Origin of the sequence: Nonomuraea candida (assembly GCF_000725485.1) — a bacterium.
GTDB lineage: Bacteria > Actinomycetota > Actinomycetes > Streptosporangiales > Streptosporangiaceae > Nonomuraea > Nonomuraea candida.
The window spans coordinates 26,067-50,318 of record NZ_KL647032.1; the positions used below are offsets into that span (position 1 = coordinate 26,067).

General features: G+C 72.3%; 23 protein-coding genes. 14 read left to right on the plus strand and 9 right to left on the minus strand.

The genetic code is table 11. The annotated features are described in order from the left end of the window. Window positions 1-80: 80 nt before the first annotated feature. Window positions 81-548 carry a ribose-5-phosphate isomerase gene (locus IO39_RS47465; protein WP_043640112.1) on the minus strand — a complete coding sequence of 156 codons (468 nt, stop codon included), beginning with the start codon at window positions 546-548 and terminating at the stop codon, window positions 81-83. 95 nt (window positions 549-643) lie between these two features. On the opposite strand from IO39_RS47465, the gene def reads away from it, so the two are divergent. Then, the gene (gene def, locus IO39_RS47470; protein WP_043640116.1) at window positions 644-1,129 is read left to right on the plus strand and encodes a peptide deformylase; all 486 of its coding nucleotides are present in this window, start codon (window positions 644-646) and stop codon (window positions 1,127-1,129) included. A 33-nt stretch (window positions 1,130-1,162) separates the two neighbouring features. Continuing rightward, window positions 1,163-1,894: an SDR family oxidoreductase gene (locus IO39_RS47475; protein ID WP_043640118.1), complete on the plus strand. Its 732-nt coding sequence runs from the start codon at window positions 1,163-1,165 to the stop codon at window positions 1,892-1,894. Window positions 1,895-2,005: 111 nt separating this feature from the next. Here IO39_RS47475 and IO39_RS47480 read toward each other — a convergent pair whose 3' ends face one another. Then, on the minus strand, window positions 2,006-3,409 hold the full coding sequence (locus tag IO39_RS47480; RefSeq protein ID WP_043640120.1) for an aldehyde dehydrogenase family protein: 1,404 nt from the start codon (window positions 3,407-3,409) through the stop codon (window positions 2,006-2,008). A gap of 166 nt (window positions 3,410-3,575) precedes the next feature. Next, a complete protein-coding gene (locus IO39_RS47485) occupies window positions 3,576-4,196 on the minus strand; it encodes a mycothiol-dependent nitroreductase Rv2466c family protein (protein ID WP_043640122.1) in 621 nt (206 codons plus the stop codon). Window positions 4,197-4,285: 89 nt separating this feature from the next. On the opposite strand from IO39_RS47485, the gene pepN reads away from it, so the two are divergent. The 3 genes from pepN (at window position 4,286) to IO39_RS47500 (ending at window position 10,000) form a co-directional block, all read left to right on the plus strand. Continuing rightward, window positions 4,286-6,823 (plus strand): aminopeptidase N, encoded by a 2,538-nt coding sequence (pepN, locus tag IO39_RS47490; protein ID WP_043640123.1) that lies wholly within the window; start codon window positions 4,286-4,288, stop codon window positions 6,821-6,823. A gap of 119 nt (window positions 6,824-6,942) precedes the next feature. Next, a complete protein-coding gene (locus IO39_RS59330; RefSeq protein WP_211267426.1) occupies window positions 6,943-8,700 on the plus strand; it encodes a serine/threonine-protein kinase in 1,758 nt (585 codons plus the stop codon). Window positions 8,701-9,049: 349 nt separating this feature from the next. Next, window positions 9,050-10,000, plus strand: a complete 951-nt coding sequence (locus IO39_RS47500; protein WP_043640125.1) for a hypothetical protein — start codon at window positions 9,050-9,052, stop codon at window positions 9,998-10,000. Window positions 10,001-10,146: 146 nt separating this feature from the next. On the opposite strand, the gene IO39_RS47505 is transcribed toward IO39_RS47500, so the two are convergent. Beyond that, window positions 10,147-10,509 (minus strand): DUF5130 family protein, encoded by a 363-nt coding sequence (locus tag IO39_RS47505; RefSeq protein WP_043640128.1) that lies wholly within the window; start codon window positions 10,507-10,509, stop codon window positions 10,147-10,149. Between the two features lie 7 nt (window positions 10,510-10,516). Then, window positions 10,517-10,807, minus strand: coding sequence for a hypothetical protein (locus IO39_RS47510; RefSeq protein WP_043640132.1), 291 nt, complete (start codon window positions 10,805-10,807; stop codon window positions 10,517-10,519). A gap of 350 nt (window positions 10,808-11,157) precedes the next feature. Between IO39_RS47510 and IO39_RS47515 the strand changes: the two genes are divergently transcribed. The 4 genes from IO39_RS47515 (at window position 11,158) to IO39_RS47530 (ending at window position 15,824) form a co-directional block, all read left to right on the plus strand. After that, window positions 11,158-11,847: a nuclease-related domain-containing protein gene (locus tag IO39_RS47515; protein WP_245642676.1), complete on the plus strand. Its 690-nt coding sequence runs from the start codon at window positions 11,158-11,160 to the stop codon at window positions 11,845-11,847. A gap of 411 nt (window positions 11,848-12,258) precedes the next feature. Next, window positions 12,259-14,097, plus strand: a complete 1,839-nt coding sequence (gene ilvD, locus IO39_RS47520; protein WP_043640134.1) for a dihydroxy-acid dehydratase — start codon at window positions 12,259-12,261, stop codon at window positions 14,095-14,097. Between the two features lie 104 nt (window positions 14,098-14,201). After that, window positions 14,202-14,702, plus strand: a complete 501-nt coding sequence (locus IO39_RS47525) for a WYL domain-containing protein (RefSeq protein WP_043640140.1) — start codon at window positions 14,202-14,204, stop codon at window positions 14,700-14,702. Between the two features lie 246 nt (window positions 14,703-14,948). Then, on the plus strand, window positions 14,949-15,824 hold the full coding sequence (locus tag IO39_RS47530) for a serine hydrolase (protein WP_084774723.1): 876 nt from the start codon (window positions 14,949-14,951) through the stop codon (window positions 15,822-15,824). Between the two features lie 19 nt (window positions 15,825-15,843). On the opposite strand, the gene IO39_RS47535 is transcribed toward IO39_RS47530, so the two are convergent. The 3 genes from IO39_RS47535 to IO39_RS47545 all read right to left on the minus strand — a co-directional run bounded on the left by IO39_RS47535 (window position 15,844) and on the right by IO39_RS47545 (window position 17,490). Next, window positions 15,844-16,056 (minus strand): FmdB family zinc ribbon protein, encoded by a 213-nt coding sequence (locus IO39_RS47535; protein ID WP_043640143.1) that lies wholly within the window; start codon window positions 16,054-16,056, stop codon window positions 15,844-15,846. Between the two features lie 18 nt (window positions 16,057-16,074). Then, window positions 16,075-16,872 carry a GNAT family N-acetyltransferase gene (locus tag IO39_RS47540; protein WP_043640146.1) on the minus strand — a complete coding sequence of 266 codons (798 nt, stop codon included), beginning with the start codon at window positions 16,870-16,872 and terminating at the stop codon, window positions 16,075-16,077. Between the two features lie 111 nt (window positions 16,873-16,983). After that, entirely contained in the window at window positions 16,984-17,490 is a 507-nt protein-coding gene (locus IO39_RS47545; protein WP_043640342.1) for an HNH endonuclease, read from the minus strand. A 282-nt stretch (window positions 17,491-17,772) separates the two neighbouring features. Between IO39_RS47545 and IO39_RS47550 the strand changes: the two genes are divergently transcribed. Then, a complete protein-coding gene (locus IO39_RS47550; protein ID WP_043640149.1) occupies window positions 17,773-19,830 on the plus strand; it encodes a prolyl oligopeptidase family serine peptidase in 2,058 nt (685 codons plus the stop codon). A gap of 81 nt (window positions 19,831-19,911) precedes the next feature. Here IO39_RS47550 and purU read toward each other — a convergent pair whose 3' ends face one another. Then, on the minus strand, window positions 19,912-20,766 hold the full coding sequence (gene purU, locus IO39_RS47555) for a formyltetrahydrofolate deformylase (RefSeq protein WP_043640156.1): 855 nt from the start codon (window positions 20,764-20,766) through the stop codon (window positions 19,912-19,914). A gap of 273 nt (window positions 20,767-21,039) precedes the next feature. Between purU and IO39_RS47560 the strand changes: the two genes are divergently transcribed. The 4 genes from IO39_RS47560 (at window position 21,040) to IO39_RS47575 (ending at window position 24,151) form a co-directional block, all read left to right on the plus strand. Then, a complete protein-coding gene (locus IO39_RS47560; RefSeq protein ID WP_245642677.1) occupies window positions 21,040-21,990 on the plus strand; it encodes an inorganic phosphate transporter in 951 nt (316 codons plus the stop codon). Between the two features lie 61 nt (window positions 21,991-22,051). Continuing rightward, window positions 22,052-22,654: a DUF47 domain-containing protein gene (locus tag IO39_RS47565; protein ID WP_245642678.1), complete on the plus strand. Its 603-nt coding sequence runs from the start codon at window positions 22,052-22,054 to the stop codon at window positions 22,652-22,654. A gap of 80 nt (window positions 22,655-22,734) precedes the next feature. After that, window positions 22,735-23,697 (plus strand): DUF523 and DUF1722 domain-containing protein, encoded by a 963-nt coding sequence (locus tag IO39_RS47570; protein WP_245642679.1) that lies wholly within the window; start codon window positions 22,735-22,737, stop codon window positions 23,695-23,697. A 10-nt stretch (window positions 23,698-23,707) separates the two neighbouring features. Further along, a complete protein-coding gene (locus IO39_RS47575; protein ID WP_043640169.1) occupies window positions 23,708-24,151 on the plus strand; it encodes an NUDIX domain-containing protein in 444 nt (147 codons plus the stop codon). The last annotated feature ends 101 nt before the right edge of the window (window positions 24,152-24,252 follow it).

Consider the following 24,252-nt stretch of genomic DNA (forward strand, 5'->3'; position numbering starts at 1 on the left):
GCCGGGGAGGCCTCCGCGCCGGGCGCGGCGCACGCCGGCTCGGCGCACGGATCAGAGCAGTAAGGGACAGGGCGGCGAGGTCAGGGCAGCGAGGGAAGCTGGCCGATCGTCTCGTAGGCGGCCAGCTGCGCGATGCGCCTGCTGTGGCGCTCGCTGCCGGAGAAGGCCGTGGTCAGGAAGACCTCCACGAACCTGGTGGACTCCTCCAGGGAGTGCATGCGGGCGCCGACGCTGATGACGTTGGCGTTGTTGTGCTCGCGCGCCAGGCTGGCCGTCTCCTCGCTCCAGGCCAGGGCGGCGCGGATGCCGCGCACCTTGTTGGCGGCGATCTGCTCGCCGTTGCCGGACCCGCCGATCACCACCCCCAGGCTGCCGGGGTCGCCGGCGACGCCTTCGGCCGCCCGCAGGACGAACGCCGGATAGTCGTCCTCGGCGTCGTAGACGAAAGGACCGCAGTCGGTCACCTCGTGCCCGTGGTCCTTCAGCCAGGACACCAGGTGGTTCTTGAGCTCATAGCCGGCATGGTCGGCACCGATGTAGACACGCACCCGACCAGTCTTCCACAGCCCCGCCGATCGGGCTCGCCCGCTAGAGTAAGGGTCTCAGGCGCCGTCCAACCCTTACATAGCGAAGGCAGAGTTCCATGCGAGAGATCCGCTTCATCGGCGATCCCGTCCTGCGCACGCCCGCCGAGCCGGTGACGGACTTCGATCGCGAGCTGCGCCGGCTGATCGACGAGATGTTCCAGGCCATGTACGCCGCCGACGGCGTCGGCCTGGCCGGCCCGCAGATCGGCGTGTCGCGCCGGCTGTTCGTCTACGACATCGCGGGGCGCAAGGGCCACGTGATCAACCCGAGCCTGACCGTCGACGACCCGGAGGAGGTGCTCGACGAGGAGGGCTGCCTGTCGGTGCCCGACCGCCAGTCCCGCCGGCCGATCTACGCCCCGGTCGCGCGCGCCGCCGGCGTGACGGTGGAGGGACTGGACCGGCTGCAGCGCCCGGTGCGCGTGAAGGCGCGCGGCTCCCTGGCCCGCTGCTTCCAGCACGAGACCGACCACCTCGACGGCAAGCTGTACGTCGACCGCCTGCCGCGGAACGAGGCACGCAAGATCATGCTGCGCGCATAGCGTGGCGGCGGGCTTCGCGCATAGCGTGGCGGCATGAGCGTACTTTCGGGAAAGGGCGCACTGGTCACCGGAGGCTCCCGGGGCATCGGCAGGGCCATCGTGGAGCGGCTGACCGGCGATGGCGCGGAAGTCATCTTCTGTTACCAGCACTCCTCCGAGGCCGCCGCGCAGGTGGCCAAGGAGACGGGCGCGCACGCCGTACAGGTCGACCTCGCCGACAGGCGGGATCTGGAGCGGCTGTTCGCCGAGGCGGAGGCGCGGCTGCCCGGGGTGGACATCCTGGTCAACAACGCCGCCACCGCCGAGGCGCAGAAACCGATCACCGATCTCACCGACGAGGACTACGAACGGGTGTTCGCGGTCAACGCCCGCTCGGTGTTCCTGGCCATCCAGTGGGCGGCGCGGGTGATGCGCGACGGCGGGCGCATCATCAACGTCTCCTCGCTCAACACGCAGGTCCCGGCGCCGACGCTGGCGCTCTACTGCGGCAGCAAGGGCGCGATGGAGCAGTTCGCCAAGGTGGCCTCGCGGGAGCTGGGCGAGCGCGGCATCACGGTGAACGTGGTCTCCTCGGGCGCCACCGACACCGACATGCTGCGCGGCGCCAACCCGCCCGAGGCGCTGGAGCAGACGCCGGCCTACACCGCGCTGCGGCGGCTGGGCAGGCCCGACGACATCGCCGCGGTGGTCGCGTTCCTGGCCGGCCCGGACGGGCGCTGGGTCACCGGGCAGAACGTGGCGGCCACCGGCGGCCTGTTCATCTGACCGTCACAGGCGGGCGCGGCGGGCCTCCCGCCGCCCCCGCCCAGGCCCGGCGTCACACCTCGGGGCGCACCTCCCGCCGCCACCCTGCCCGCGGCCGCGTGCCGGCCCGTCTCAGAGCTGCAGGGACTTGACCTCCAGGTACTCCTCCAGGCCGTGCTCGCCCAGCTCCCGGCCCACGCCCGACTGCTTGTAGCCGCCGAAGGGGGCCAGCGGGTTGAACCGGCCGCCGTTGACCGACACCTGACCGGTGCGCAGGCGCCGGGCGACGGCCAGCCCGCGCTCCTCGGTGCCCGCCCACACGGCGCCGGCCAGGCCGTACTTCGTGTCGTTGGCGATCTCGACGGCTTTGTCCTCGGTCGTGTACGGGATCAGCGACAGGACCGGCCCGAAGATCTCCTCCTGCTCGATCGTCATCCCCGGCTCCACGGCCGCGAACACCGTGGGCTCAACGTAGTAACCGCGCTCGTGCGGCCGCTCGGTGCCCCCCGCCACCAGCCGGGCGCCCTCCTCCTGGCCCCGGTTGATGTAGCGGACCACGCGCTCGCGCTGCGCCTCGGAGACCAGCGGCCCGATCTTGGTGGTCTCGTCGAACGGGTCGCCGACCCGGTAGGAGCGCGCCGCCTCGACGGCCAGGCGCACGGCCTCGTCGTACTGGTCGACCTGGACGAGCATGCGGCTCCAGGCCGAGCAGGTCTGGCCGGCGTTGACGAAGCAGTTGGCCACGCCGACCTTGACGGCCAGGGCGAGGTCGGCGTCGGGCAGGATCACGTTGGCGGACTTGCCGCCCAGCTCCAGCGCCACCCGTTTGACCGACTCTGCCGCCAGCGCGGCCACCCTGCGGCCCGCGGCCGTGGAGCCGGTGAAGGAGACCATGTCCACCTCGGGGTGGGCGGCCATGGCCTCGCCCACGACCGGGCCCCGGCCGCTGACCAGGTTGAACACGCCCGGCGGCAGGCCCACCTCGTGGAAGATCTCCGCCAGCGCGTACGCCGCCAGCGGCGCCACCTCGCTCGGCTTGAGCACCACCGTGCATCCGGCGGCCAGGGCCGGGGCGACCTTGCACACGATCTGGTGCAGCGGGTAGTTCCACGGCGTGATCGCCGCGACCACCCCGATCGGCTCCTTGACCACCAGCGAGTTGCCCACGCGCGACTCGCGCGGATGGCTCTCGGCGAGCCGGGCGTAGGAGGCCAGCACGGTCGCCGGCATGAGCGTCTGCACCTTGAGGGCGAACCCCAGGGGCGCGCCCATGTCGGTGGCGATCGTCCTGGCGATCTCCTCGGAGCGCTGTTTCAGCAGGCCCGCCGCCTCATCGAGCAGTTTGCCGCGATCGGCCGCGGTCGTGCGCGACCATTCGGGAAAGGCCCGCCGGGCCGCGGCCGCCGCCGCCTCGACGTCGTCGGGGGTGCCCGCGGGCACTCGGTCGACGATCTCTTCCGTGGCCGGGTTGACGACCTCGATGGGCTCGTCGGATGCCGAAGCGGTCCAGGTGCCGCCGATGTACAGCTGACGCATGGCCCCATCCTGACAGTGACCCGGGCCACAAGGCGAGAGTTCGCCCGTGGCGGAGGATGAGGCCCATCCCCCGCGGCCGGTTTTCTTCCTCCGGCGTATCAGTCCGTCATCCGGGGACGCCCGGCGCGCGTGCGCCCGTCGGATGGGGAACGCCTGGCGCCTGGCCTCAGTCGAACTGGGGGCGCTTGGTGCGCGTGCGCTTCAGCTCGAAGAAGTCGTCGAACTTGGTGACCGCGAGCACGCCGTCCCAGAGCGTGCCGGCCTCCTCGCCGCGCAGGATCCTCGTGATGACGGGGCCGAAGAAGGCGTTCTCCCCGACGCGGATGATCGGGGTGCCGACCTCCTGGCCGACGAGGCCGATGCCCTCGTCGTGGGAGGCGCGGATGGCGGCGTCGTGTTCCTCGGAGCGCATGGCCTCGGCCAGCCCCCGGTCGAGGCCCGCGTCGTCGAGCGCGCCCTCGATGACCTCGCGCAGCCGTTCGGGCTCCTTGCTCAGGCCCTGGTTGTGCAGGCGCGTGCCGAGGCCGGTGTAGAGGGGGCCGATGACCTGCTCGCCGTGCTTGGCCGCGGCGGCGGCGACCGTCCGGATCGAGCCCATCGCCCGCGCGGCCCGCTCGAGGTAGTCGGCCGCGACGTCTTTGTCCTCATTGAGGAAGTAGAGGGACATCATGCGCCAGCGCGGCTCGATGGGCCGGACCTTCTCGACTTCGAGCAGCCACCGTGAGGTGACCCAAGCGAACGGGCATGAAGGGTCGAACCACAGGTCCACGGGAGTCTTCTGCGTCATGTCTCCCCGTAACCTGAGGTGGCTCGGGTCCTATTCCCGGCATGGCAGGATACCGACAACCCCGACGAAGTGGTGAAAAGGAGCGCAACTTGGCAGGCAACCTGACCCGGGACGAGGCTCGCGAGCGCGCCCGGCTCTTGAAGGTCGAGTCGTACGAGGTCGCACTCGACCTGACGGAGGGAGAAGAGCGCTTCGAGAGCGTCACGACCGTCCGCTTCACCAGCACGCGACCGGGGGCGTCCACCTTCATCGACCTGCACGGCGCCGACGTGCGCAAGGTCACGCTCAACGGCGCGGACCTCGACGTGTCGGCCTACGACGCCGACAAGGGGCGCTTCCCGCTGCCCGAGCTGGCGGAGTCCAACGAGCTGCTCGTGGCCGCCGACTGCGCCTACATGCGCTCCGGCGAGGGCCTGCACCGCTTCGTCGATCCCGTGGACCAGAAGGTCTACCTGCACAGCCAGTTCGAGACGGCCGACGCGCACCGCATGTACGCCTGCTTCGACCAGCCCGACCTCAAGGCCGCCTTCCAGCTCACGGTGCTGGCCCCGGCCGACTGGGAGGTCGTCTCCAACGCCGCCGCCTCCGCCGTGACGGACGTGCCGGAGCGGGCGGCCAAGCGCTGGGAGTTCCCGCCCACGCCGGTCATCTCCACCTACATCACCGCACTCGTGGCCGGCCACTACCACAAGGTGACCTCCGAGCACGACGGCATCCCGCTGGGCGTCTACTGCCGCTCCTCGCTGGCCGAGCACCTCGACGCCGACAACATCCTGGAGGTCACCCGGCAGGGCTTCGACTTCTTCCACCGGGTGTTCGGGGTGCGCTACCCGTTCGGCAAGTACGACCAGCTCTTCGTGCCCGAGTTCAACGCCGGCGCGATGGAGAACGCCGGCTGCGTGACGTTCCTGGAGGACTACGTCTTCCGCTCCCGCGTCACCGACGCGGCCGTCGAGCGGCGCGCGGAGACGATCCTGCACGAGATGGCGCACATGTGGTTCGGCGACCTCGTCACCATGCGCTGGTGGGACGACCTGTGGCTGAACGAGTCGTTCGCCACCTACATGTCCGTGCTCGCCCAGGCCGAGGCCACCCGCTGGAACAGGGCGTGGACCACGTTCGCCAACGTGGAGAAGGCCTGGGCCTACCGCCAGGACCAGCTCCCCTCCACCCACCCGATCGCCGCCGACATCCCCGACATGCAGGCGGTCGAGGTCAACTTCGACGGCATCACGTACGCCAAGGGCGCCTCGGTGCTCAAGCAGCTCGTGGCCTACGTCGGCCTGGACAACTTCCTGGCCGGGGTGCGCGACTACTTCGCCGAGCACGCCTGGGGCAACACCGAGCTGGAGGACCTGCTCGGCGCCCTGGAGCGCACCTCCGGCCGCGACCTGTCGGCCTGGTCGAAGGAGTGGCTGGAGACCTCCTGGGTCAACACGCTGCGCCCCGAGTTCGAGGTGTCGGGCGGCCGGTTCACCGCCTTCGACGTGGTCCAGGAGGCGCCGGCCGAGCACCCGACGCTGCGCTCCCACCGCATCGCGATCGGCCTCTACACGCTGGCCGACGGCAAGCTGACCCGGACCAGGCGGGTGGAGCTGGACGTCGTCGGCCCCCGTACGAGCGTGGCCCAGCTCATCGGCGAGGAGCAGCCCGACCTGGTGCTGCTCAACGACGACGACCTGACCTACGCCAAGATCCGGCTCGACCCCGGCTCGCTGCGCACCCTGGTGGACGGCGGCATCGCGGCGTTCACCGAGTCGCTGCCGCGCGCCCTGTGCTGGTCGGCGGCCTGGGACATGACCCGCGACGGCGAGATGTCCACGCGCGACTACGTCAAGCTGGTCATCTCGGGCGCGGCCACGGTCAGCGACATCACGGTCCTCCAGGCGATCCTGCGCCAGGCGCGCTCGGCCGTGGAGCAGTACGCCGACCCGGCCTGGCGGGCCGAGGGCCTGGCGCTGCTGGCCGGCGAGCTGCGCGAGCTGCTCGCCGCGGCCGAGCCGGGCTCCGACCACCAGCTCGCCTTCGTCCAGGCGTTCGCGGCGGCGGCCACCTCGGACGCGGACCTGGACCTGCTGCAGGGCATCCTCGACGGCTCCGCGGCGCCCGAGGGGCTGGCCGTGGACGCCGACCTGCGCTGGACGCTCGTGCACGCGCTGGTCTCCGGCGGCCGGCTGGGCGAGCCCGACATCGAGGCCGAGCTGGAGCTCGACCCTACGGCGACGGGTGAGCGCTCGGCCGCGCGCTGCCGGGCCGCGATCCCGACCGCCGAGGCCAAGGCGGCGGCGTGGGAGCGGATCGTGGCGGGCAAGCTGGCCAACCACATCGCCCGCGCCACGATCGGAGGCTTCCAGGACCCGCACCATCCGGAGCTGCTGGCGCCGTACCGGGAGAAGTACTTCGCCGAGGTGGGGCGCATCTACCGCGAGTGGACGTTCGACCAGGCCTCGACGTTCGCGGTCGGGTGCTTCCCCTCGCTGCTCATCGAGCGGGCCACGGTCACGGCCGCGCAGGACTTCCTCGCGGCCGAGCAGCCGCCGCAGGCGCTGCGCCGGCTCGTCCTGGAGGGCGCCGACGGCGTCAGCCGCGCCCTGCGCAACCAGGAGAAGGACGCCGCGTCCGCGTGACGTGCCAACCGGCCGGGCCCGCGCCGCTGACCGCGCGGGACCGGCCGGGCCCCGCGACCCGGCTGATCACCTGGGGCGACTTGACCGTCGCATCCGGGGCGCGGTGTTAGCCTCGAAACGTGCTAGGCGCGGGGACCACCCTCAACGATCGCTACGTGCTCGGCGACCGCCTCGGTGGCGGCGGCATGGGCGAGGTGTGGCGCGCCGACGACACGGTGCTCGGGCGCGCGGTGGCGGTCAAGGTGCTCATGCCCGCGCTCAGCGAGGACCCGACCTTCGCCCGCCGCTTCCAGAACGAAGCCAGGGCCATGGCCACGCTGAGGCATCCCGGCGTGGTCGACGTCTACGACTACGGCACCTGCGACGTCGCGGGCCGCGTGGTCAGCTTCCTGGTCATGGAATACGTGCGGGGCGAGTCGCTCGACCGCGTGCTGCGGCGCGGCCCGCTCGGGCCCGAGGCCACCATGCGGCTGGTCGCGCAGGTCGCCGACGCGCTGGCCGCCGCGCACGCGCAGGGCATCGTGCACCGCGACGTCAAGCCGGCCAACCTCATGGTGCGGCCCGGCGGCGACGTGGCGCTCACCGACTTCGGCATCGCCCACTCCGCCTCGGCCGGGCAGCTCACCGCCACGGGGGCCATGCTCTGCTCGGCGGGCTACTGCGCCCCCGAGATGGCCACCGACGGTGACGTGACGCCGGCGGTCGACGTCTACGCCCTGGGCGTGGTGGCGTACGAAAGCCTGAGCGGGCGGCTGCCGTTCCAGGGCGAGACGCCCGTGCAGATCATCTTCAAGCACCTCAACGCCCCGGTCCCGCCGTTGCCCGACGCGGTGCCGGCGGGGGTGCGCTGGGTGGTGGAGCGGGCGCTGGCGAAGGCGCCGGAGGAGCGCTGGCCGACGGCCCCCGAGATGGGCCGCGCCGCGCACCGGGCGCTGACCGCCCCCGACGAGCCCCTCGACCGGCCCCTCCCGGGCGATCCCCACGACCGCACCACCCCAGCCGGCCCGTCCCACCCGACCACCCCCGGCGAGCCCTCGCACCGGAACACGCCAGGAGAGGGCTCCCACCGCACCACCCCGGACGGGCCCCACGACCGAACCACTTCAGGCGGGCCTCAAGGCCGGACCACCCCGGGCGACCCCTACGACCAGGCCGCGCCGGGCGTGCCCGCGTCGCACGGCGCGACCGCCGGGGCCTTCGGGAGCGCGGCGGCCTCCGGGCCCGACGAGACCCGCGTGTCCGGCGGCCCCGGCGAACCACCCGCGTGGGCCACATCCGGCATGTCTGGCATGTCCGGCGGCCCCAACGGACCCGGCAGCCCGAACGGGCCGGACAGTCCGAACGGGCCCGGCGGTCCCAGCGGGCCAGGCGGTTCCACCGCGCCCGGTGACTGGGCCGGGTCCGCGGGGGCCGTCACGTCGGCGGCGCCTCGGCGGCGGGGCAGGCAGCGGGCGCTGGTCACCATGGCGGCCGCCGTGCTCGTGTCGGCGGCGGTGGCCGGGCTGGTCTGGTTGCGTCCCACGGGGCAGGCCGAGCGCCTGCCCGCCCCCGTGCCCACGGTCAGCAGCGCCACGGTCGAGCGCGTCGTCCCGGAGCCGCCGGTCACGAGCGGCAGGAGGCAGACGCAGCCGCCGACCAAGCGCGCCACCACGCCGCGGCCGACGCTCCGGCCCAGCACGCCCCCGCCCTCCCCCAGCCCGACGGTCACCACCACCCATCCGACCAGCACGCCCACCGCCGAGCCGACCACGTCCGAGCCGGAGCCGACGCAGGAGCCGACCACGCCGCCCACCGAGGAGCCGAAGCCGACGTCCGAGCCCACGGCCACCCAGCCGCCCGGCGAGATCCAGTGCATCCGCGCCCCGTGCCCGTCCTGACGTCCGTCGGCTCCGGGACGACGCCGCCCGGTAACGATGATCGACGATGACGGCAGCGGTTGGCGCGACCGCCCACGACGGCGACCGCCCACGACGACGACGGCCCACGACGACGACGGCCCACGACGACGGTCCCTGGCGACGGGCCGGTCATGGCCCGCGGCGACCGAGGGCGGCGACTGAGGTGAAAACGCTACGGTCGTGCCGTATATGGGGTGGCCATCACGCCGAAATATCCGGACATTTGGTGCTTCAATTGCGAATTCCGGCCCATATGGACCGTGGCCGCACGGCGACACCCATGGGCCTCATGTCCGTAATCGCTAGCTGATCGTGAGAAAGTCAACGCGTGGACTCGACTCGTGACCTGTTCATCGCCCTCGCCCGTCGTTACGCCTTCGCCGACCTCGGCGCGCTCGCTCCCGCCGCGGAGATCGCGGAGGTGTGCGAGTTCGGGCAGCGGCTGCTCTCGCTCGACGCCGAGGACTTCGCGGCGGAGGCCAGGGTGGTGCCCGCCGACCTGCGACGGCGCGCCAGGGCCTGCCACATGCCGCAGACCCCGCGCGAGCAGCCGCGCGGCGCGCTGGAGTCGCTGCGCCCCGCGTACGGGCTGCTGCTGGAGGTCATCGCCGTACGGTGGCACCGCCGCGAGCTCAGCACCATGATCGCCGCCGTGCACATCGCCAGCGAATACCTGCCGCTGCTGGCCTTCGAGCCGCAGCTCGGCCACGCCGGCGACCCGGCGAGGTGGCCCGCGGGGCTGAGCGCGGCGGGCAGCAGGTTCGGCGTGATCGGCGACAGGGAGTGCGACCACACCAAGTCCGAGCAGTCGGCGACCAACCGGACGCTGCGGGTCTCGACGGAGCCGTCGGAGGGCTGGCGGGCCTACTTCGACCGGCAGCACAGCCAGGTGGCCGGCGCGCTGGGCGTGTGCGTGGCGACCTGCCGCAACCCCTGCACGGCCATGGACTGGATCGATCCCGAGCCCCGCGCCGACCTGCAGTCGCGGGCGCGCACGGCGCTGGCCTTCGCCGAGACCCCGCTCGTCCGGCTGCGCCACGCCGCCCCGGTGGGCCACGGGTTCGGGGTGCCGTCGCCCGAGGAGGTGCTCGACGCCTGGGAGCGCAGCCGGGCCGCGCTGGACAAGAACGCGATCGGCACGGCGGCGCTGAAGGACGACGGCTTCCCGCTGCCCGGCCTGCCCTCGCTGTTCTCGGCCGTCGCCGACGCGCCGATCGAGCCCGCGACCCTGCTGGGCGGGGTCAGCGAGCACATCGTCACCCTGCTCGAACGCCTCTGACCCACGCCGATCGCCGCTCCCCCGAGCCATCACCGCACGGCGCTCAACACCCGCCCCGACCATCACCCGCACGGCGCTCACTCACGCTGATCACGGTGGTCGCGCGCTCACGTTGCCCCGCGGTGATCGGCGGGCGGGGACCGGCGTCAGCGGCGGGCGGTGGCCTGTTCGCCGAGTGCGGCGATCCCGTACAGCAGGCCGCCGATCAGGTCGCCCGCGCTGAAGGCGGTGGCCATCGACATCGCGGTCAACCGGCACGCGCTGTCGCTCAGCCGCCGCCTGGCGCCCTCGCCCGTCACGATCTCCAGCGCCCGCCCGCCGGGATCGACGAAGACCACCACGGCGTTGCCGGCCTCCTCGCCCAGGGCGGCGTGCAGGCGCTCGGCGAAGTGCCGCCGCCCGCCCACCGGCGCGCCCAGGAACACGCCGAACCGCAGCCCGCTGCGGCGTTCGGCGGTGTGCAGGGCCTGCCTGATGTCGTCGCCCTGTGCGGCGGTCAGTCCGCGCATGCTCGCCTCACCATCCCGCGGAGGCGCCGCCGACATGCCGGCCGGGCTCCGCCGTCTCGGCCGCGGCCACCCAGTCGTGCGCGGGCACCTCGGCCCAGTGCGCCACCCGGTCGGCCAGTACGAGGCCCGACGTGCTCACCCCGCGCTCGCTCCTGGCGGGGCCGCCGAGCCAGACCGGACCCGCCTCGATCCGGCGTTGCGCCCCGCGCCCCGGCAGCATCACGAGCAGGGTGATCAGCACGAACAGCCCCATGGACACCCCGATGAGGAAGAGCAGAATCTCCGCCGCGCTGTTCACACCAAGACCGTAAACCTCGCAGGCGGGTCCGGCCAGCCCCTTTCGCGGGGGCATGGCACACCCGGGTTAAGATCTTTTAAGAGGGGAAGCTCTCTAGAGAAGAACATTAGACATACCCCGAAATCATGCGTGGAACACGATGAGCTGGGCCATAAAACTATGGACACGGCAACACTAGGAATCGATCGAATCTCCGGGCTACGGTGAGTGACGTGGACTCCGACAACCAGCGAGAAGACGGTCACAACGCGTCACCAATCTGGGTGAGCGACCGACCAGAAAGTGAGCAGACCGCCGCCGCGAAGCCTTCGGCGCCCACCTCCACGTACGCGCCGGTCGAGCGTGCGTCCGTGCGTAGCCTGCTGCAACAACCACGTTTCCGCCGTCTGCGCACCCGCGCGCTCGTGGCGGTGGGGGTCGGGTTGGCGGTGGGCTTCCTAGTGCGCGACTGGCGGGTGGGAGTGACCGCGGGCGTCATCGCGGCCATTCTCGAGGCGGTCTATCGCGCGCGCCTCAACTCGTCCGTGCCCGCCTGGCGGCGCACGTCCGTGGCCGAGCGCCGCACCGAGGCCCAGCTCCGCAAGCTGGAGCGCAGCGGCTACCGCACACTGCACGCCAGGGCGATCCCGGGCAGCGAGGCCCAGATCGACCACCTCGTCGTGGGCCCGACGGGCGTCTACGCGGTCGACTCCGAGAAGTGGGACAAGCGACTGCCCGTACGCGTGCAGATGGGCAAGAAGCTCTTCCACGGCCCGTTCGACATGAAGCCCCGGCTCACCGAGGCCAAGTGGGAGGCGACCGAGGCGAGCAAGCTCATCAGCGAGTCCTTCGGCCGTGAGATCGCCGTGGTGCCGTCGCTGGCCATCTACGGCCCGCCGGTGCCGTGGAAGATCATGTCGATCCGTGGCGTGGACGTCTACCAGGGCGAGCGCGCCCGTAAGTGGATCACCAAGCGGGAGCGGGCGCTGACCACCGCCGAGATCGACCGCATCTACTCCATCGCCGCCGAGGTGCTGCCCGCCCGTTACGGCGACGGCTGACCGACTTCGCCTCAGGCCGCCGGCCTCGCGCGCAACTCGCCGAGGCGGGCGGCCTGACGCGTTCCCGCGGCCAGGGCCGCCAGGGGCCGCCGCCCGCACACTCACCGCCGTCCCGGCCGATCGGCCGCACGGCCCGCATGCCCTCGGCCGGTCCGGCGCCCCGGGAATCTCGCGCGCCCGCCTTAGTGCCTGGCGATGCCCGTACGCCCCCCGGCCGGTCCGCCGCGCCGGCGCTCCGGGCCGGGCGGATCCGGGGTGGCGAAGGCGTGACGTGAGCGGGTCTATCGTGAACAGGAGTGCCGCCGTGCCGGCGGCATGATCCGGTAACCAACCGTCCGCTTCGTGGACAAGCGTCTCATTTACCGGGCGATGGCCGTAACATGTGAAGACTCGCTAGCGATGGGAGATGCAATGCCCGCCCTCAGGTCACGTACAGTCACCCACGGCAGGAACATGGCCGGTGCCCGGGCCCTGCTCCGGGCGACCGGCGTAGCCGGGAGCGACTTCGGCAAGCCCATCATCGCGGTGGCCAACAGCTTCACCCAGTTCGTGCCGGGCCATGTGCATCTGCAGGATGTCGGCAAGGTGGTGGCCGACTCGATCAGGCAGGCGGGGGCGATCCCCCGCGAGTTCAACACGATCGCGGTCGACGACGGCATCGCGATGGGCCACGGCGGCATGCTCTACTCGCTGCCGTCGCGCGAGCTGATCGCCGACGCGGTCGAGTACATGGTGGAGGCCCACTGCGCGGACGCGCTGATCTGCGTCTCCAACTGTGACAAGATCACGCCGGGCATGCTGCTGGCCGCGTTCCGGCTGAACATCCCGACGGTCTTCGTCTCCGGCGGCCCCATGGAGGCCGGCAAGACGCCCGGCAAGAAGCTCGACCTCATCGACCCGATGATCGCCTCCGCCGACGACTCGGTCTCCGACGCCGAGCTGCTGGAGCTGGAGGAGAACGCCTGCCCGACCTGCGGCTCGTGCTCGGGCATGTTCACCGCCAACTCGATGAACTGCCTGGCCGAGGCCATCGGCCTGGCGCTGCCCGGCAACGGCACGATCCTGGCCACGCACCAGGCGCGCAAGCAGCTGTTCGAGGACGCCGGCCGGCGGCTCGTCGAGATCACCCGCCGCTACTACGAGGACGGCGACGAGTCGGTGCTGCCGCGCTCGATCGGCACCCGCGAGGCGTTCGAGAACGCCATGGCGCTCGACGTGGCGATGGGCGGCTCGACCAACACGATCCTGCACATCCTGGCCGCCGCCCGCGAGGCGGGGGTGGACTTCGGGCTCAAGGAGATCAACGAGATCTCGCTGCGGGTGCCGTGCCTGTGCAAGGTCGCCCCGGCCACGGCGAAATACCACGTGGAAGACGTCCACCGCGCCGGCGGCATCCCCGCCATCCTGGGCGAGCTCGACCGCGCCGGGCTGCTGCACCGCGACGTGGCCACCGTCAACGGCGGCACGCTGGCCGACATGCTGGCCGCCTGGGACGTGCGCTCCCCGTCGGTCAAGCCGGAGGCCGTGGAGCTGTGGCACGCGGCGCCGGGCAACGTCCGCACGGTCAAGCCCTACTCGCAGAACAACCGGTGGGACGACCTCGACCTCGACCGCGAGGCGGGCTGCATCCGCGACCGCGAGCACGCCTACTCCGCCGACGGCGGCCTGGCCGTGCTCTACGGCAACATCTCCCGCGACGGCGCGGTGGTGAAGACGGCCGGCGTGGACGAGTCGATCTGGACGTTCAGCGGCCCCGCCGTGGTGTTCGAGTCGCAGGAGCAGGCGGTCGAGGGCATCCTCGGCGGCCGCGTCAAGGCCGGCGACGTCGTCGTCATCCGTTACGAGGGGCCCAAGGGCGGCCCCGGCATGCAGGAGATGCTCTACCCGACGTCCTTCCTCAAGGGCAAGGGCCTGGGCAAGGTGTGCGCGCTGATCACCGACGGGCGCTTCTCCGGCGGCACCTCCGGCCTGTCGATCGGCCACGCCTCGCCGGAGGCGGCCGAGGGCGGCGCGATCGCGCTGGTCGAAGACGGTGACATCATCGACATCGACATCCCCGGCCGTTCGATGGAACTGCGGGTGCCGGAGGACGAGCTGGCCGCGCGGCGCGAGCGGCTGCTGGCCGAGCTGGGCGGATACCGGCCGCGTGACCGCGACCGGAAGGTGAGCGTGGCGCTTCAGGCATACGCGGCGATGACCACGTCGGCCTCCACCGGCGCCTCCCGCGACCTGTCGCAACTGTCGCGATAGTCACCATTCCCTGTGCGGCAGGTGACAGGGTTCTCGCCTGCCGCACAGCTACCCTTCCGGACACACTTTCGAAAATTGTCGGTGGTCATCCCTATTCTGGGGGTATGACGACAGTCGTGAAGCACGATACTCGCCCGCTGACGACCGCCGAGATCGCCGCACTCGCCCTCTCCCTCGCCCACCTCGGAGCGGGCCCCCAGGCCGTCACCGCAAGGCGTGGCCTGCAGCACGCATTCGAGCACCTGGAGCTCGACGACGACGTCATCGCCACCACCCTCACGACCCTGACCGAGCCGCTGCCCCTGGACGTCGCCTCCCGGGCCCGGCTCATGGCCGACGCCATCACCAGCCGGCTCATGATCCGCCTGCACTACCGCGACGCCAGGGGCGTCGTGACCGTCCGCGACGTCGAGCCGGTGACGTGCCTGGTGCACCGCGAATACTGGTACCTGGTCGGCGTGTGCCGGATGCGCCGGGCGATCAGGGCGTTCAGGTTCGACCGGATCCTCGCCGTCGAGCCCACGCTCACGCCGTCCCGCCCGCACCTCGCCGATCGTTTCCTGCCGTTCCAGCGCCGCAAGAGGCGCACCATCACGGCCGCCTGACCCCGACCGCTCCCAGACAGCCTGACACCGGCCGCCGCACCCGACGCGGACGGCTTGACCTCGGCCGCCGCCCGACGCGAACGGCTTGAGGCCGGCCGCCGCACCCGACGCGGTCGGCTTTGCTCCTGGCCGCCGCCCGCAGCGGATGGCTTGAGCCAGCCGCGATCCCGTTCCGCCGCGTGAAACTGGCCGGGGTTTGACCGGCGGGGCCCCGGCCTTTGGGGTGGCGGGTGGCAGGCTCCCGGCATGCGCGTACGAGAGTTCCCGCTCTTCGCCGCCCTGCTGCTCGTCCTGCCCTCCTGTACGGCGAGACCCCCGGACGTGGCGCCGCGTCCGGTCCCGGTGGCGCGTCCGATGCCGGCCCCCGGGAGCGCGCTGCCGGACGACGAGCGCCGGGCGCTGGACCGGACGCTGGCGCGCTACCTGCGCCATCGCCCCGGCCGGGCGGCGCTGGCCGTCCACGATCGCACGACCGGCACCAGGTACGCCTTCGGCGGGGGCGGCCCGTTCCTGCTGGCCAGCGTGGCGAAGGTGGACATCCTGCTGGCGCTCCTGCACGGGCGGCGGGGCGGCCGGCTGACCGGCCACGAGCGCGAGCTGGCCGAGCGCATGATCCGCCACAGCGACAACGACTGCGCGCACGAGCTCTACCTGGCCATCGGCGGCCCGGACGGGCTCGACCGGACGCTGCGGCGGCTGGGCGTGCGGCACACGCGGCCCGGCTCGGGGCTCTCCTGGGGATACACCCGCAGCGGGCCGTCGGACCAGGTGAGGGTGCTGGAGCTGCTCACCGACCCCGCCGGGCCGCTGCCCGCCCGCGACCGGCGCTACGCCCTGGACCTCATGTCGTCGGTGGAGCCGGCGCAGGCCTGGGGCGTCAGCGCGGCGGCGGGCCCCCGGGGGCGGGTGGCGCTCAAGAACGGCTGGCTGCCCGCCGAGGCGCACGACGGCCTGTGGACGGTCAACAGCGTGGGCCGGCTCCTGGTGAACGGGCACGAGCTGCTGATCGCCGTGCTGTCGGAGCGCAGCCCGGAGATGGCGACCGGGATCGACACGGTCGAGCGGCTGGCCCGCCTGGCCGTCACGGCCCTGACCAGGTCGCCCTCGACCGCGAAGGTGTGAACCGCGTCCGGGAGCGGGGTCAGGAGGAGCAGCAGCCGCCACCGCAGCAGCCGCCACCGCCGCCGCTCGGCCGGGGGGCGGACGCGCCGCCCGTCATGGCGACCGTGGACAGCAGCTTCACCGTGTCGTCGTGACCGTCGGGGCAGGTCGCCGGGTCGTCGGAGGCCGACATCGGGCGGGACACCTCGAACGTGGAGCCGCAGGCGCGGCAGCGGAAGTCGTAACGCGGCATGGGCCCATAGTAGCCGCGCTAGGAGTAGCTGACATGGGCGTAGTCGGCGACCGGCTCGTAGCCGATCGCCTGGTAGATGGCGTTGCTGGTGGGATTGTCCAGGTCGGTGAAGAGCACGACCTGCTCGCAGCGCTCGTCCAGCCCGGTACGGCTGGCGTACGCGGTGACGGCGGCGCCGTAGCCGCGCCTGCGGCACGAGGGCGGCGTGTAGACGGGACCGATGCGGCAGACCCCGCCGGCGGCCGGGGAGAGCGCGGCCAGCGAGACCGGCGCGCCCTGCGACTCCCACACGAACAGCTCCCCCGCCGACAGCCGCCGCGCGACCCGGTCGACCACGTCGCCCTCGCCCATCCCGGTCTCCGCCCCGAACGCCTGATACCAGCTCACCAGCAGCGGGAAGTCTCCGGGACCCGCGAGCCTGCCGCGGCCGGGGACGTCGGGGACGGTCAGCGTGCCGAGCCGGTAGAGCCGCTCGGAGACCACGCGGGCGGGCCTGCCGAGCAGCCGGATGGCCTCGCCGGTCACCTCCGGCGGGCCCACGAACACGGGCAGCGCGCCGTCGAGCGCTTTGACCAGCGGCTCGACGGCCTCGACCGGCACGGCGAACAGGCCGACGGGATGCGGCGGGATGGAGAAGACCGCGCCGCGCACCTCGCCGCCGGCCGTCCACCAGCCGAAGAGCGGATCGGTCACGGGCATGCCCGCCCGCAGGTTGGCCAGCACGGTCAGGGCCACCGTGTGGCGCACCGGGTCGCCGAGCAGGAAGGGCTCGGCGACCGCGGCGTATTCCTCGACGGCTGAGGTGAAGCTCCACATGCCTGCTCATGCTGCCAGCCGGGAGGCGGCCCGCTCAACGCGGTTTCAGCCCGCCGCCCGGACCCGCTCGACGCGGTTTCAGCCCGCCGCCCGGACCCGCTCGACGTGGCTTCAGGCCGCCGCCTCCAGGTAGGGCGCCCACTGCGGGTCGCCGACGAGTGAGGCGCCGATGAGCCGCCAGTGGGCCCCGCGCGGCACCGCGGGGCTGACCCGCAGCGTCCACCCCAGCTCCTCCAGGTATTTGTCGGCCTTCCTGTGGTTGCAGGTGGTGCAGGAGGCGACGCAGTTCTCCCAGGTGTGGGTGCCGCCCCGGGAACGCGGGATGACGTGGTCGATGGTCTCGGCCTTCTGCCCGCAGTAGGCGCAGCGGTAGTCGTCGCGCCGCATGAGAGCGGCCCTGGTCAGGGGGATGCGGGACCGGTAGGGGATGCGGACATATCTGCGGAGCCTGATCACCGAGGGCACGTCGAGCGTGCGGCTGGCGGAGCGCAGCACGGCGCCCCTGCCGTCGCGGTGCACGACATCGGCCTTCTCCCGCAGCACGAGCACGACGGCGCGGTGCAGCGAGAGGGTGGTCAACGGCTCATAAGTGGCATTCAGCAGCAGGACTTGGCGCATCATCGGGCCTCTCCCCGCTGCGCGCGTATCAAAGGGGACATGCCGCGGCATGTCCCGCCTGTCGGCCCCTCCTGGGGCACTCGTGCTTCCGTCACGTGGACCTCCGCCGGACGGTCCAGCGGATGGTCACCACGGCACCGTCCTGTCACCAAGTCTGGCGTTTGCACCGTGGTCCCCGCCACTCCAAAAACCTCCTGCCGGAATGACCAGAGGGACTCACGGTACGTTTTATGCCCGCTCGACCAGCGCTTTACGCATGCTCGTTGGCAGTAGGGTTCCTGCATGACGCGAGAGCCGTACCCGACAGCACGTCGCGAAGACATCACCGACATCCTGCACGAAACGCCCGTCCCCGACCCCTACCGGTGGCTCGAGGATCCGGACAGCCCCGACACCAAGGGGTGGCTGCACGCGCAGGCCGAGCTCTATGCCAAGGAGCGCGGGCCCCAGCGGTTCAAGAGCCGCATCGCCGAGCTGCTCAGGTCCGGTTCGGTGGGCGTGCCGGCCTGGCGCGGCGAGCGTTACTTCTTCTCTCGCCGCACGCCCGACCAGGAGCACGCGGTCTACTACGTGGTCGAGCCCGACGGGACCGAGCGGGCGCTCATCGACCCGATGGCGATCGACCCGTCCGGCCTGACCACGCTCGACGCGGTGCAGCCCGACAAGGAGGGCCGCCTGCTGGCCTACCAGATCTCGGTGGGCGGCGACGAGGAGTCGATCCTCTACATCATGGACGTCGCCACCGGCGCCCGCGTCGAGGGGCCGATCGACCGGTGCCGCTACTCGCCGGTGGCGTGGCTGCCCGGCGGGGAGGCGTTCTACTACGTGCGCCGGCTGCCCAGCACCGAGGTGCCCGAGAACGAGACGCAGTTCCACCGCCGCGTCTACCTGCACCGCGTCGGCACCTCCACCGAGGACGACGTGATGATCTTCGGCCAGGGGCTGAAGATGACCAACTACTACGGCGTCTCCGTCTCGCGCGACGGCCGCTGGCTGCAGGTCTCGGCCCACGAGGGCACGGCGCCGCGCAACGACATCTGGCTGGCCGACCTGACCGCCTCCCCGATCGACCGGCCGGAGCTGACGGTCGTGCAGGAGGGCGTGGACGCGCAGTCCGGGCTGGTGTTCGGCCGCGACGGCAAGCTCTACGTGCACACCGACCGCGACGCCTCCCGGGGCCGCGTCTGCGTCACCGACCCGGCCGAGCCGGGCTTCGAGACCTGGCGTGACCTCATCCCCGAGGACCCCGAGGCCGTGCTGAGCGACTTCGCGATCCTCGACGACCTGGAGCGCCCGGTCATGCTGGTGGGCTGGACGCGCCACGCGATCAGCGAGATCACCGTGCACGACCTGGCGACCGGCGAGCGCCTGGGCGAGGTGCCCACGCCGGGGCTGGGCAGCATCGGCGGCATCGCCGAGCGGCCCGAGGGCGGGCACGAGGCGTGGTTCGGCTACACCGACAACACCACGCCGCCCACCATCCAGCGCTACGACGCCCGCACGGGCGAGACCACGCTCTGGGCGGCCTCCCCCGGCGCGGTCGAGGTGCCGCCGGTCCGCACCGAGCAGGTGGTCTACCGCTCCAAGGACGGCACAGACGTCCGCATGCTGGTCATCTCGCCGGTCGAGGAGGCGCAGGGCCCGCGCCCGACCATCCTGTACGGCTACGGCGGCTTCGGCCTGTCCATGACCCCCGGCTACTCCGCCTCGATCCTGGCCTGGGTGGAGGCCGGCGGCGTCTACGCCATCGCCAACCTGCGCGGCGGCGGCGAGGAGGGCGAGGACTGGCACCGCGCCGGCATGCTGGCCAACAAGCAGAACGTCTTCGACGACTTCCACTCCGCGGCCGAGCACCTCATCGCCACCGGCGTCACCACGCCCGAGCAGCTCGGCATCTCCGGCGGCTCCAACGGCGGCCTGCTGGTGGGCGCCGCCCTGACGCAGCGCCCCGAGCTGTACGCGGCCGTGGTCTGCTCCGCGCCGCTGCTCGACATGATCAGATACGAGAAGTTCGGCCTCGGCGCCACCTGGAACGTCGAATACGGCTCCGCCGACGACCCCGAGCAGTTCGGCTGGTTGTGGGGCTACTCGCCCTACCACCACGTGCGGGAGTCGGTGGCCTACCCCGCGACGCTGTTCACCGTCTTCCAGTCCGACACGCGCGTGCACCCGCTGCACGCCTGGAAGATGTGCGCGGCGCTGCAGCACGCCTCGACGTCCGGCCGTCCGGTGCTGCTGCGCAACGAGACCGAGGTCGGGCACGGCGCCCGCTCGGTGAGCAGGAGCGTCGACCTGTCGGCCGACACGCTGACGTTCCTGGCCCGGCACACCGGCCTGTAGCCGGGGGCACCCGGGCCCGCGCCGGGGACGGCCCCGGCGCGGGCGGGGGCGGCTCCGGCGGGGGCGGCTCCGGCGGGCAGGCTAGCGCGGGAAGATGATGGTCTTGTGGCCGTCGAGCAGCACCCGCTGCTCGGCGTGCCACTTGACCGCCCTGGCCAGGGCCAGGCACTCCACGTCGCGCCCCATCGCCACCAGGTCCTCGGGAGAGTGGCTGTGGTTGACCCTGACCACCTCCTGCTCGATGATCGGCCCCTCGTCGAGATTGGCCGTCACATAGTGGGCGGTCGCGCCGATGAGCTTGACCCCGCGGCTGTGGGCCTGGTGGTAGGGCTTGGCGCCCTTGAACGACGGCAGGAACGAGTGGTGGATGTTGATGCACCGGCCCGCCAGCTTCTCGCAGAGCTCGTCGGACAGCACCTGCATGTAGCGCGCCAACACCACCAGGTCCACCTGATAGTGCTCCACCAGCGCCAGCACCTCGGCCTCCTGCTTGGCCTTGGTGTCGGGGGTGACCGGCAGGTGGTGGTAGTCGATGCCGTTCGACTGCGTCAGCGGCCGCAGGTCGGGGTGGTTGGAGGCGACGGCGACGATCTCGATGTCGAGGGCCTTGGAGCGCACGCGGTAGAGCAGGTCGTTCAGGCAGTGGTCGAACTTGCTCACCATGATCAGCACGCGCGGCTTCCTGGCCACGTCGCGCAGCCTGAACTCCATGGCGAAGTCGGGCGCGAGCGCGGCGAAGGCGGCGTTGAGCTCGTCTTCCCCCAGCGCTCCCGCGAACTGCACGCGCATGAAGAAGCGCTGCGCCCCCTGGTCGCCGAACTGCTGGCTCTCGATGATGTTGCACCCGTGTCCGGCCAGCAGGCCGGAGACCGCGGCCACGACACCGGGCCGGTCGGGGCAGGACAGCGTCAGGATGTATTCGGCGGGGCTGGTCATGTCTTCACTCTCGCGGACGTGGACGGTCGGGCGTCGTGCGGCTGATCAGGGCAGATTACCGGCCGGCGGCCTGGGTCGAGAGTACCCGCGGCGCGGGGTTTCCGGAGCGTGCTCGTCATCACATGGGCCGCTTGTCCATCTTTCGGCACATCTCGGGTAGTCATTCGGTATCACCGGTGACGCGGATGGACGAACGCCTGCGCGGATCTCCCCGGTGAGGCCGTAGGTCAGCGAACGGGCCCCGCCTGTGCCGGGCAGGGCGGGAGGGAGCGCATGCCCTTGGACACCGTCGTCCTGGTCGTGGTCGCCGGCCTGTTCGCCATCGTGTCCGGGGTCAATGACGGCGGCGCCCTGCTGGCCACCGGGCTCAAGCTGCCCGTGCTGCGCCCGATCACCGGAATCCTGGTGCTCGTCGCGATGGTGGCGTTCGTGCCGCTCCTGACGCATCAGGTGGCGCTGACGTTCGTGACGCGGCTGGCCTCGTTCGACGAGCCCGGCGGCCCGATCGCGATGACCCTCGCCGTGATCGCGGCGCTCGCCGTGGTGGGGACGCTCAGCGCGAAGGGGCGCCCGACCAGTCTCACGCTGGCCGTGGTGGGCGGCATGACCGGGGCGGGCCTGGGGTGGGGGCTGCCGACCTCGCCGGGGTGGGTGGCGCTGGTGCTGGCGTTCGGGGTGGCGGCGCCGTTCGCCGGCGGGCTGCTGGCGTGGGTGCTGATCCGGGTGCTGGTGGCCACGACCACGGCCCGGGGATTGTGGCGCTGGCACTGGGCCGGGTTCCTGCTGCAGACCTTCGCGTACGCCTCCAACGACGCGCAGAAGATGCTGGCCGTGTTCATGATCGCGGTCGGGTTCTCCGGGGCGCCGCCGGCGTACACGGTGGCGGTGGCCGCGCTGTTCGCCCTCGGCACCCTGTACGGCCTGCCCAAGGCGGGCCGCACGCTGGGCCGCCAGCTCATCGCCTCCCGGCCCCCGCACGGGGTCGCGGCGGAGCTGGCCGCGGGCGCGGCGGTGATCGCGTGCGCGGCCGTCGGCATGCCGGTGAGCATGACGCAGGCCATCGCGGGCGGGCTGATCGGCGCGGGCGTGGCGCAGGGCGGCGGCCGGGTCCGCTGGTACGCCACCGGGAAGATCGTCTCGGCCTGGATGCTGACGTTGCCCGCGAGCGGGCTGCTGGGCTGGTGTCTGGCCCTGCTGGTGAAGGGATTGGGGGAACTGTCGTGAAGGGGACGGTGCGTACCGAGGCGGCCGGGGCATGAAGCGGCTGCGGAGGATCAGGAATCTCATGACCGGGCGCATGGACAGCGCGCTCACCGAGGCGCTGCTCGGGCAGCTCAAGGCCACCAAGGAGGGCGCGTGGCTGGCGATGGCCATGATCGGCGGCGAGGTGGGCAGGACGGGCGCGCACGAACAGATGCGCGCGATCGAGCACCTCGGCGACGAGGAGCGCGCCCGCCTCATCGACGAGCTGAAGTCGGCGCTGGTCACGCCCATCGACCGGGAGGACCTGTTCCGGCTGTCCCGCTCGATCGACGACGTGCTGGACAACCTGCGGGACTTCGTGCGCGAGTCGCACCTGTACCGGGTGGCCGACCAGATCCGGTTCACGCCGCTGCTCGACCAGGTCATCGCGGGCATCGACGCCCTGGAGAACGCGGTGCGCGACCTGGCCTCGCGGCCCTCCGTGGTGACCCATGACGCGCTGGAGGCGAAGAAGGCGGGCGGGGCCATCCGGCGGATGTACCAGTACGAGATCTCCCGCATCTTCTCCGGGGAGCTCACCTCGGAGGTGATGAAGGAGCGGGAGCTGGTGCGCCGCCTGGAGATCGTGGGCGTGGCCATCGGCGAGGCCGCCGACGCCATCACCGACGGCGCGATGAAGCGCTGAGCGGGGTCGCGTTCCCCTGGGCAAGAGATCTTCCCGTGCTTGGTTGCCCGCCGCGCCTCCTGGGGGCTGCAATGTGAGGTGTGATCACCGAAGGCGGGACGGACGGGCGGCCCCGGGTGGCGGTCTCCACCTGCCTGCTCGGCGAGCCCGTCAGGTTCGACGGCGGCCACAGCCGGGACCGGTTCCTGACCGACGAGCTGGCCCCGTACGTGGACTACGTGCCCATCTGCCCCGAGATGGAGGCCGGGCTGGGCAGCCCGCGCGAGACCATGCGCCTGGAGCGCTCCCCGGACGGCCCGCGCCTGGTGACCCGCACGACCCGCACCGACGTGACCGGCCTGGTGACGGCGCCGGCCGCGCGGCGGGCCGCCGGGCTCGACGTCGACGGGTACGTCTTCAAGGCCAAGAGCCCCACCTGCGGCATCCACGGCGTGCCCTGCTACCGGCCGGACGGCACACCGGTGGACCGGCGCAACCGCGGCCTGTACGCGGAGATGGTCATGGAGCGGCATCCGCTGCTGCCGGTCGAGGACGAGGGCCGGCTGCACGACGCGCTGCTGCGGGAGGGCTTCGTGGAGCGGGTGTTCGCGCACGCCAGGCTCCGCGCCCTGCTGGAGGGCGACTGGCGCCCCCGCGACCTGGTCGCCTTCCACGCCCGGCACAAGATGCAGCTCCTGGCCCACGACCCCCGGCTCTACCGGGAGGCGGGCCGCGCGGCGGCGACCGCCGGGGCCGCGCCGCGCGAGGAGGTGGCGGCCCGCTACTCCGAGGCGTTCCGGCGCGCGCTCGCCACCCGGGCCGGCACGGGCAAGAACGTCAACGTGCTGCAGCACTGCCTGGGCATGCTGGCCCTGGACCCGGTGCGGCGGGCCGACGTGGTCGAGGTGATCGACTCCTACCGGGCGGGGCTGGTGCCGCTGAGCGTGCCCACGACGCTGCTGCGCCATCACGCCCGCGGGGAGGCCGCGGCGTACGTGCGCGACCAGACGTTCTTCTCCCCCTACCCCGACGCCCTGCGGCTGCGCAACCACGTGCCCGGGTAGCGTCTCCCCCGTGAGCGACGTCAACGACCACCCCTCCGCCCGCGTCGTGTGCCTCGACCGCGACGGCCGGGTGCTGCTGATGCACTGGTACGACCACGTCGCCGGCGCCGACGTCTGGGAGCCGCCCGGCGGCCGGACCGAGCCCGGCGAGACCCTGCTGGCGGCGGCCCGGCGGGAGCTGGCCGAGGAGACCGGGCTGCCGGGGTCGGCGGTGCTGGACCGCTGCGTCGAGGTGGATCGCGACTTCCGGTGGCTGGGGGTCAGGTTCGTCAAGCGCGAGCCGTTCTACCTGGCCAGGTTCGCCGAGGCGCGCCCCGAGGTGCGGCCCGGGGCGCTGACGGAGGAGGAGCGCGCGGCCTTCCGCGGCTACGTGTGGGCCGAGGAGGTGCCCGCGGGCGTCGAGCCGCCCGAGCTGGCGGAGGTGGTCGAGCAGCTCACCCGCGACCGGCGCTGACCGCCCGGGACCGGCGCTTACCGCCCGGGACCGGCGCCGGCCGCTCAGGCGCTCACGCGGCCTCACAACTCACGCGGCGGGTCAGCGCCAGAAGCACGGCG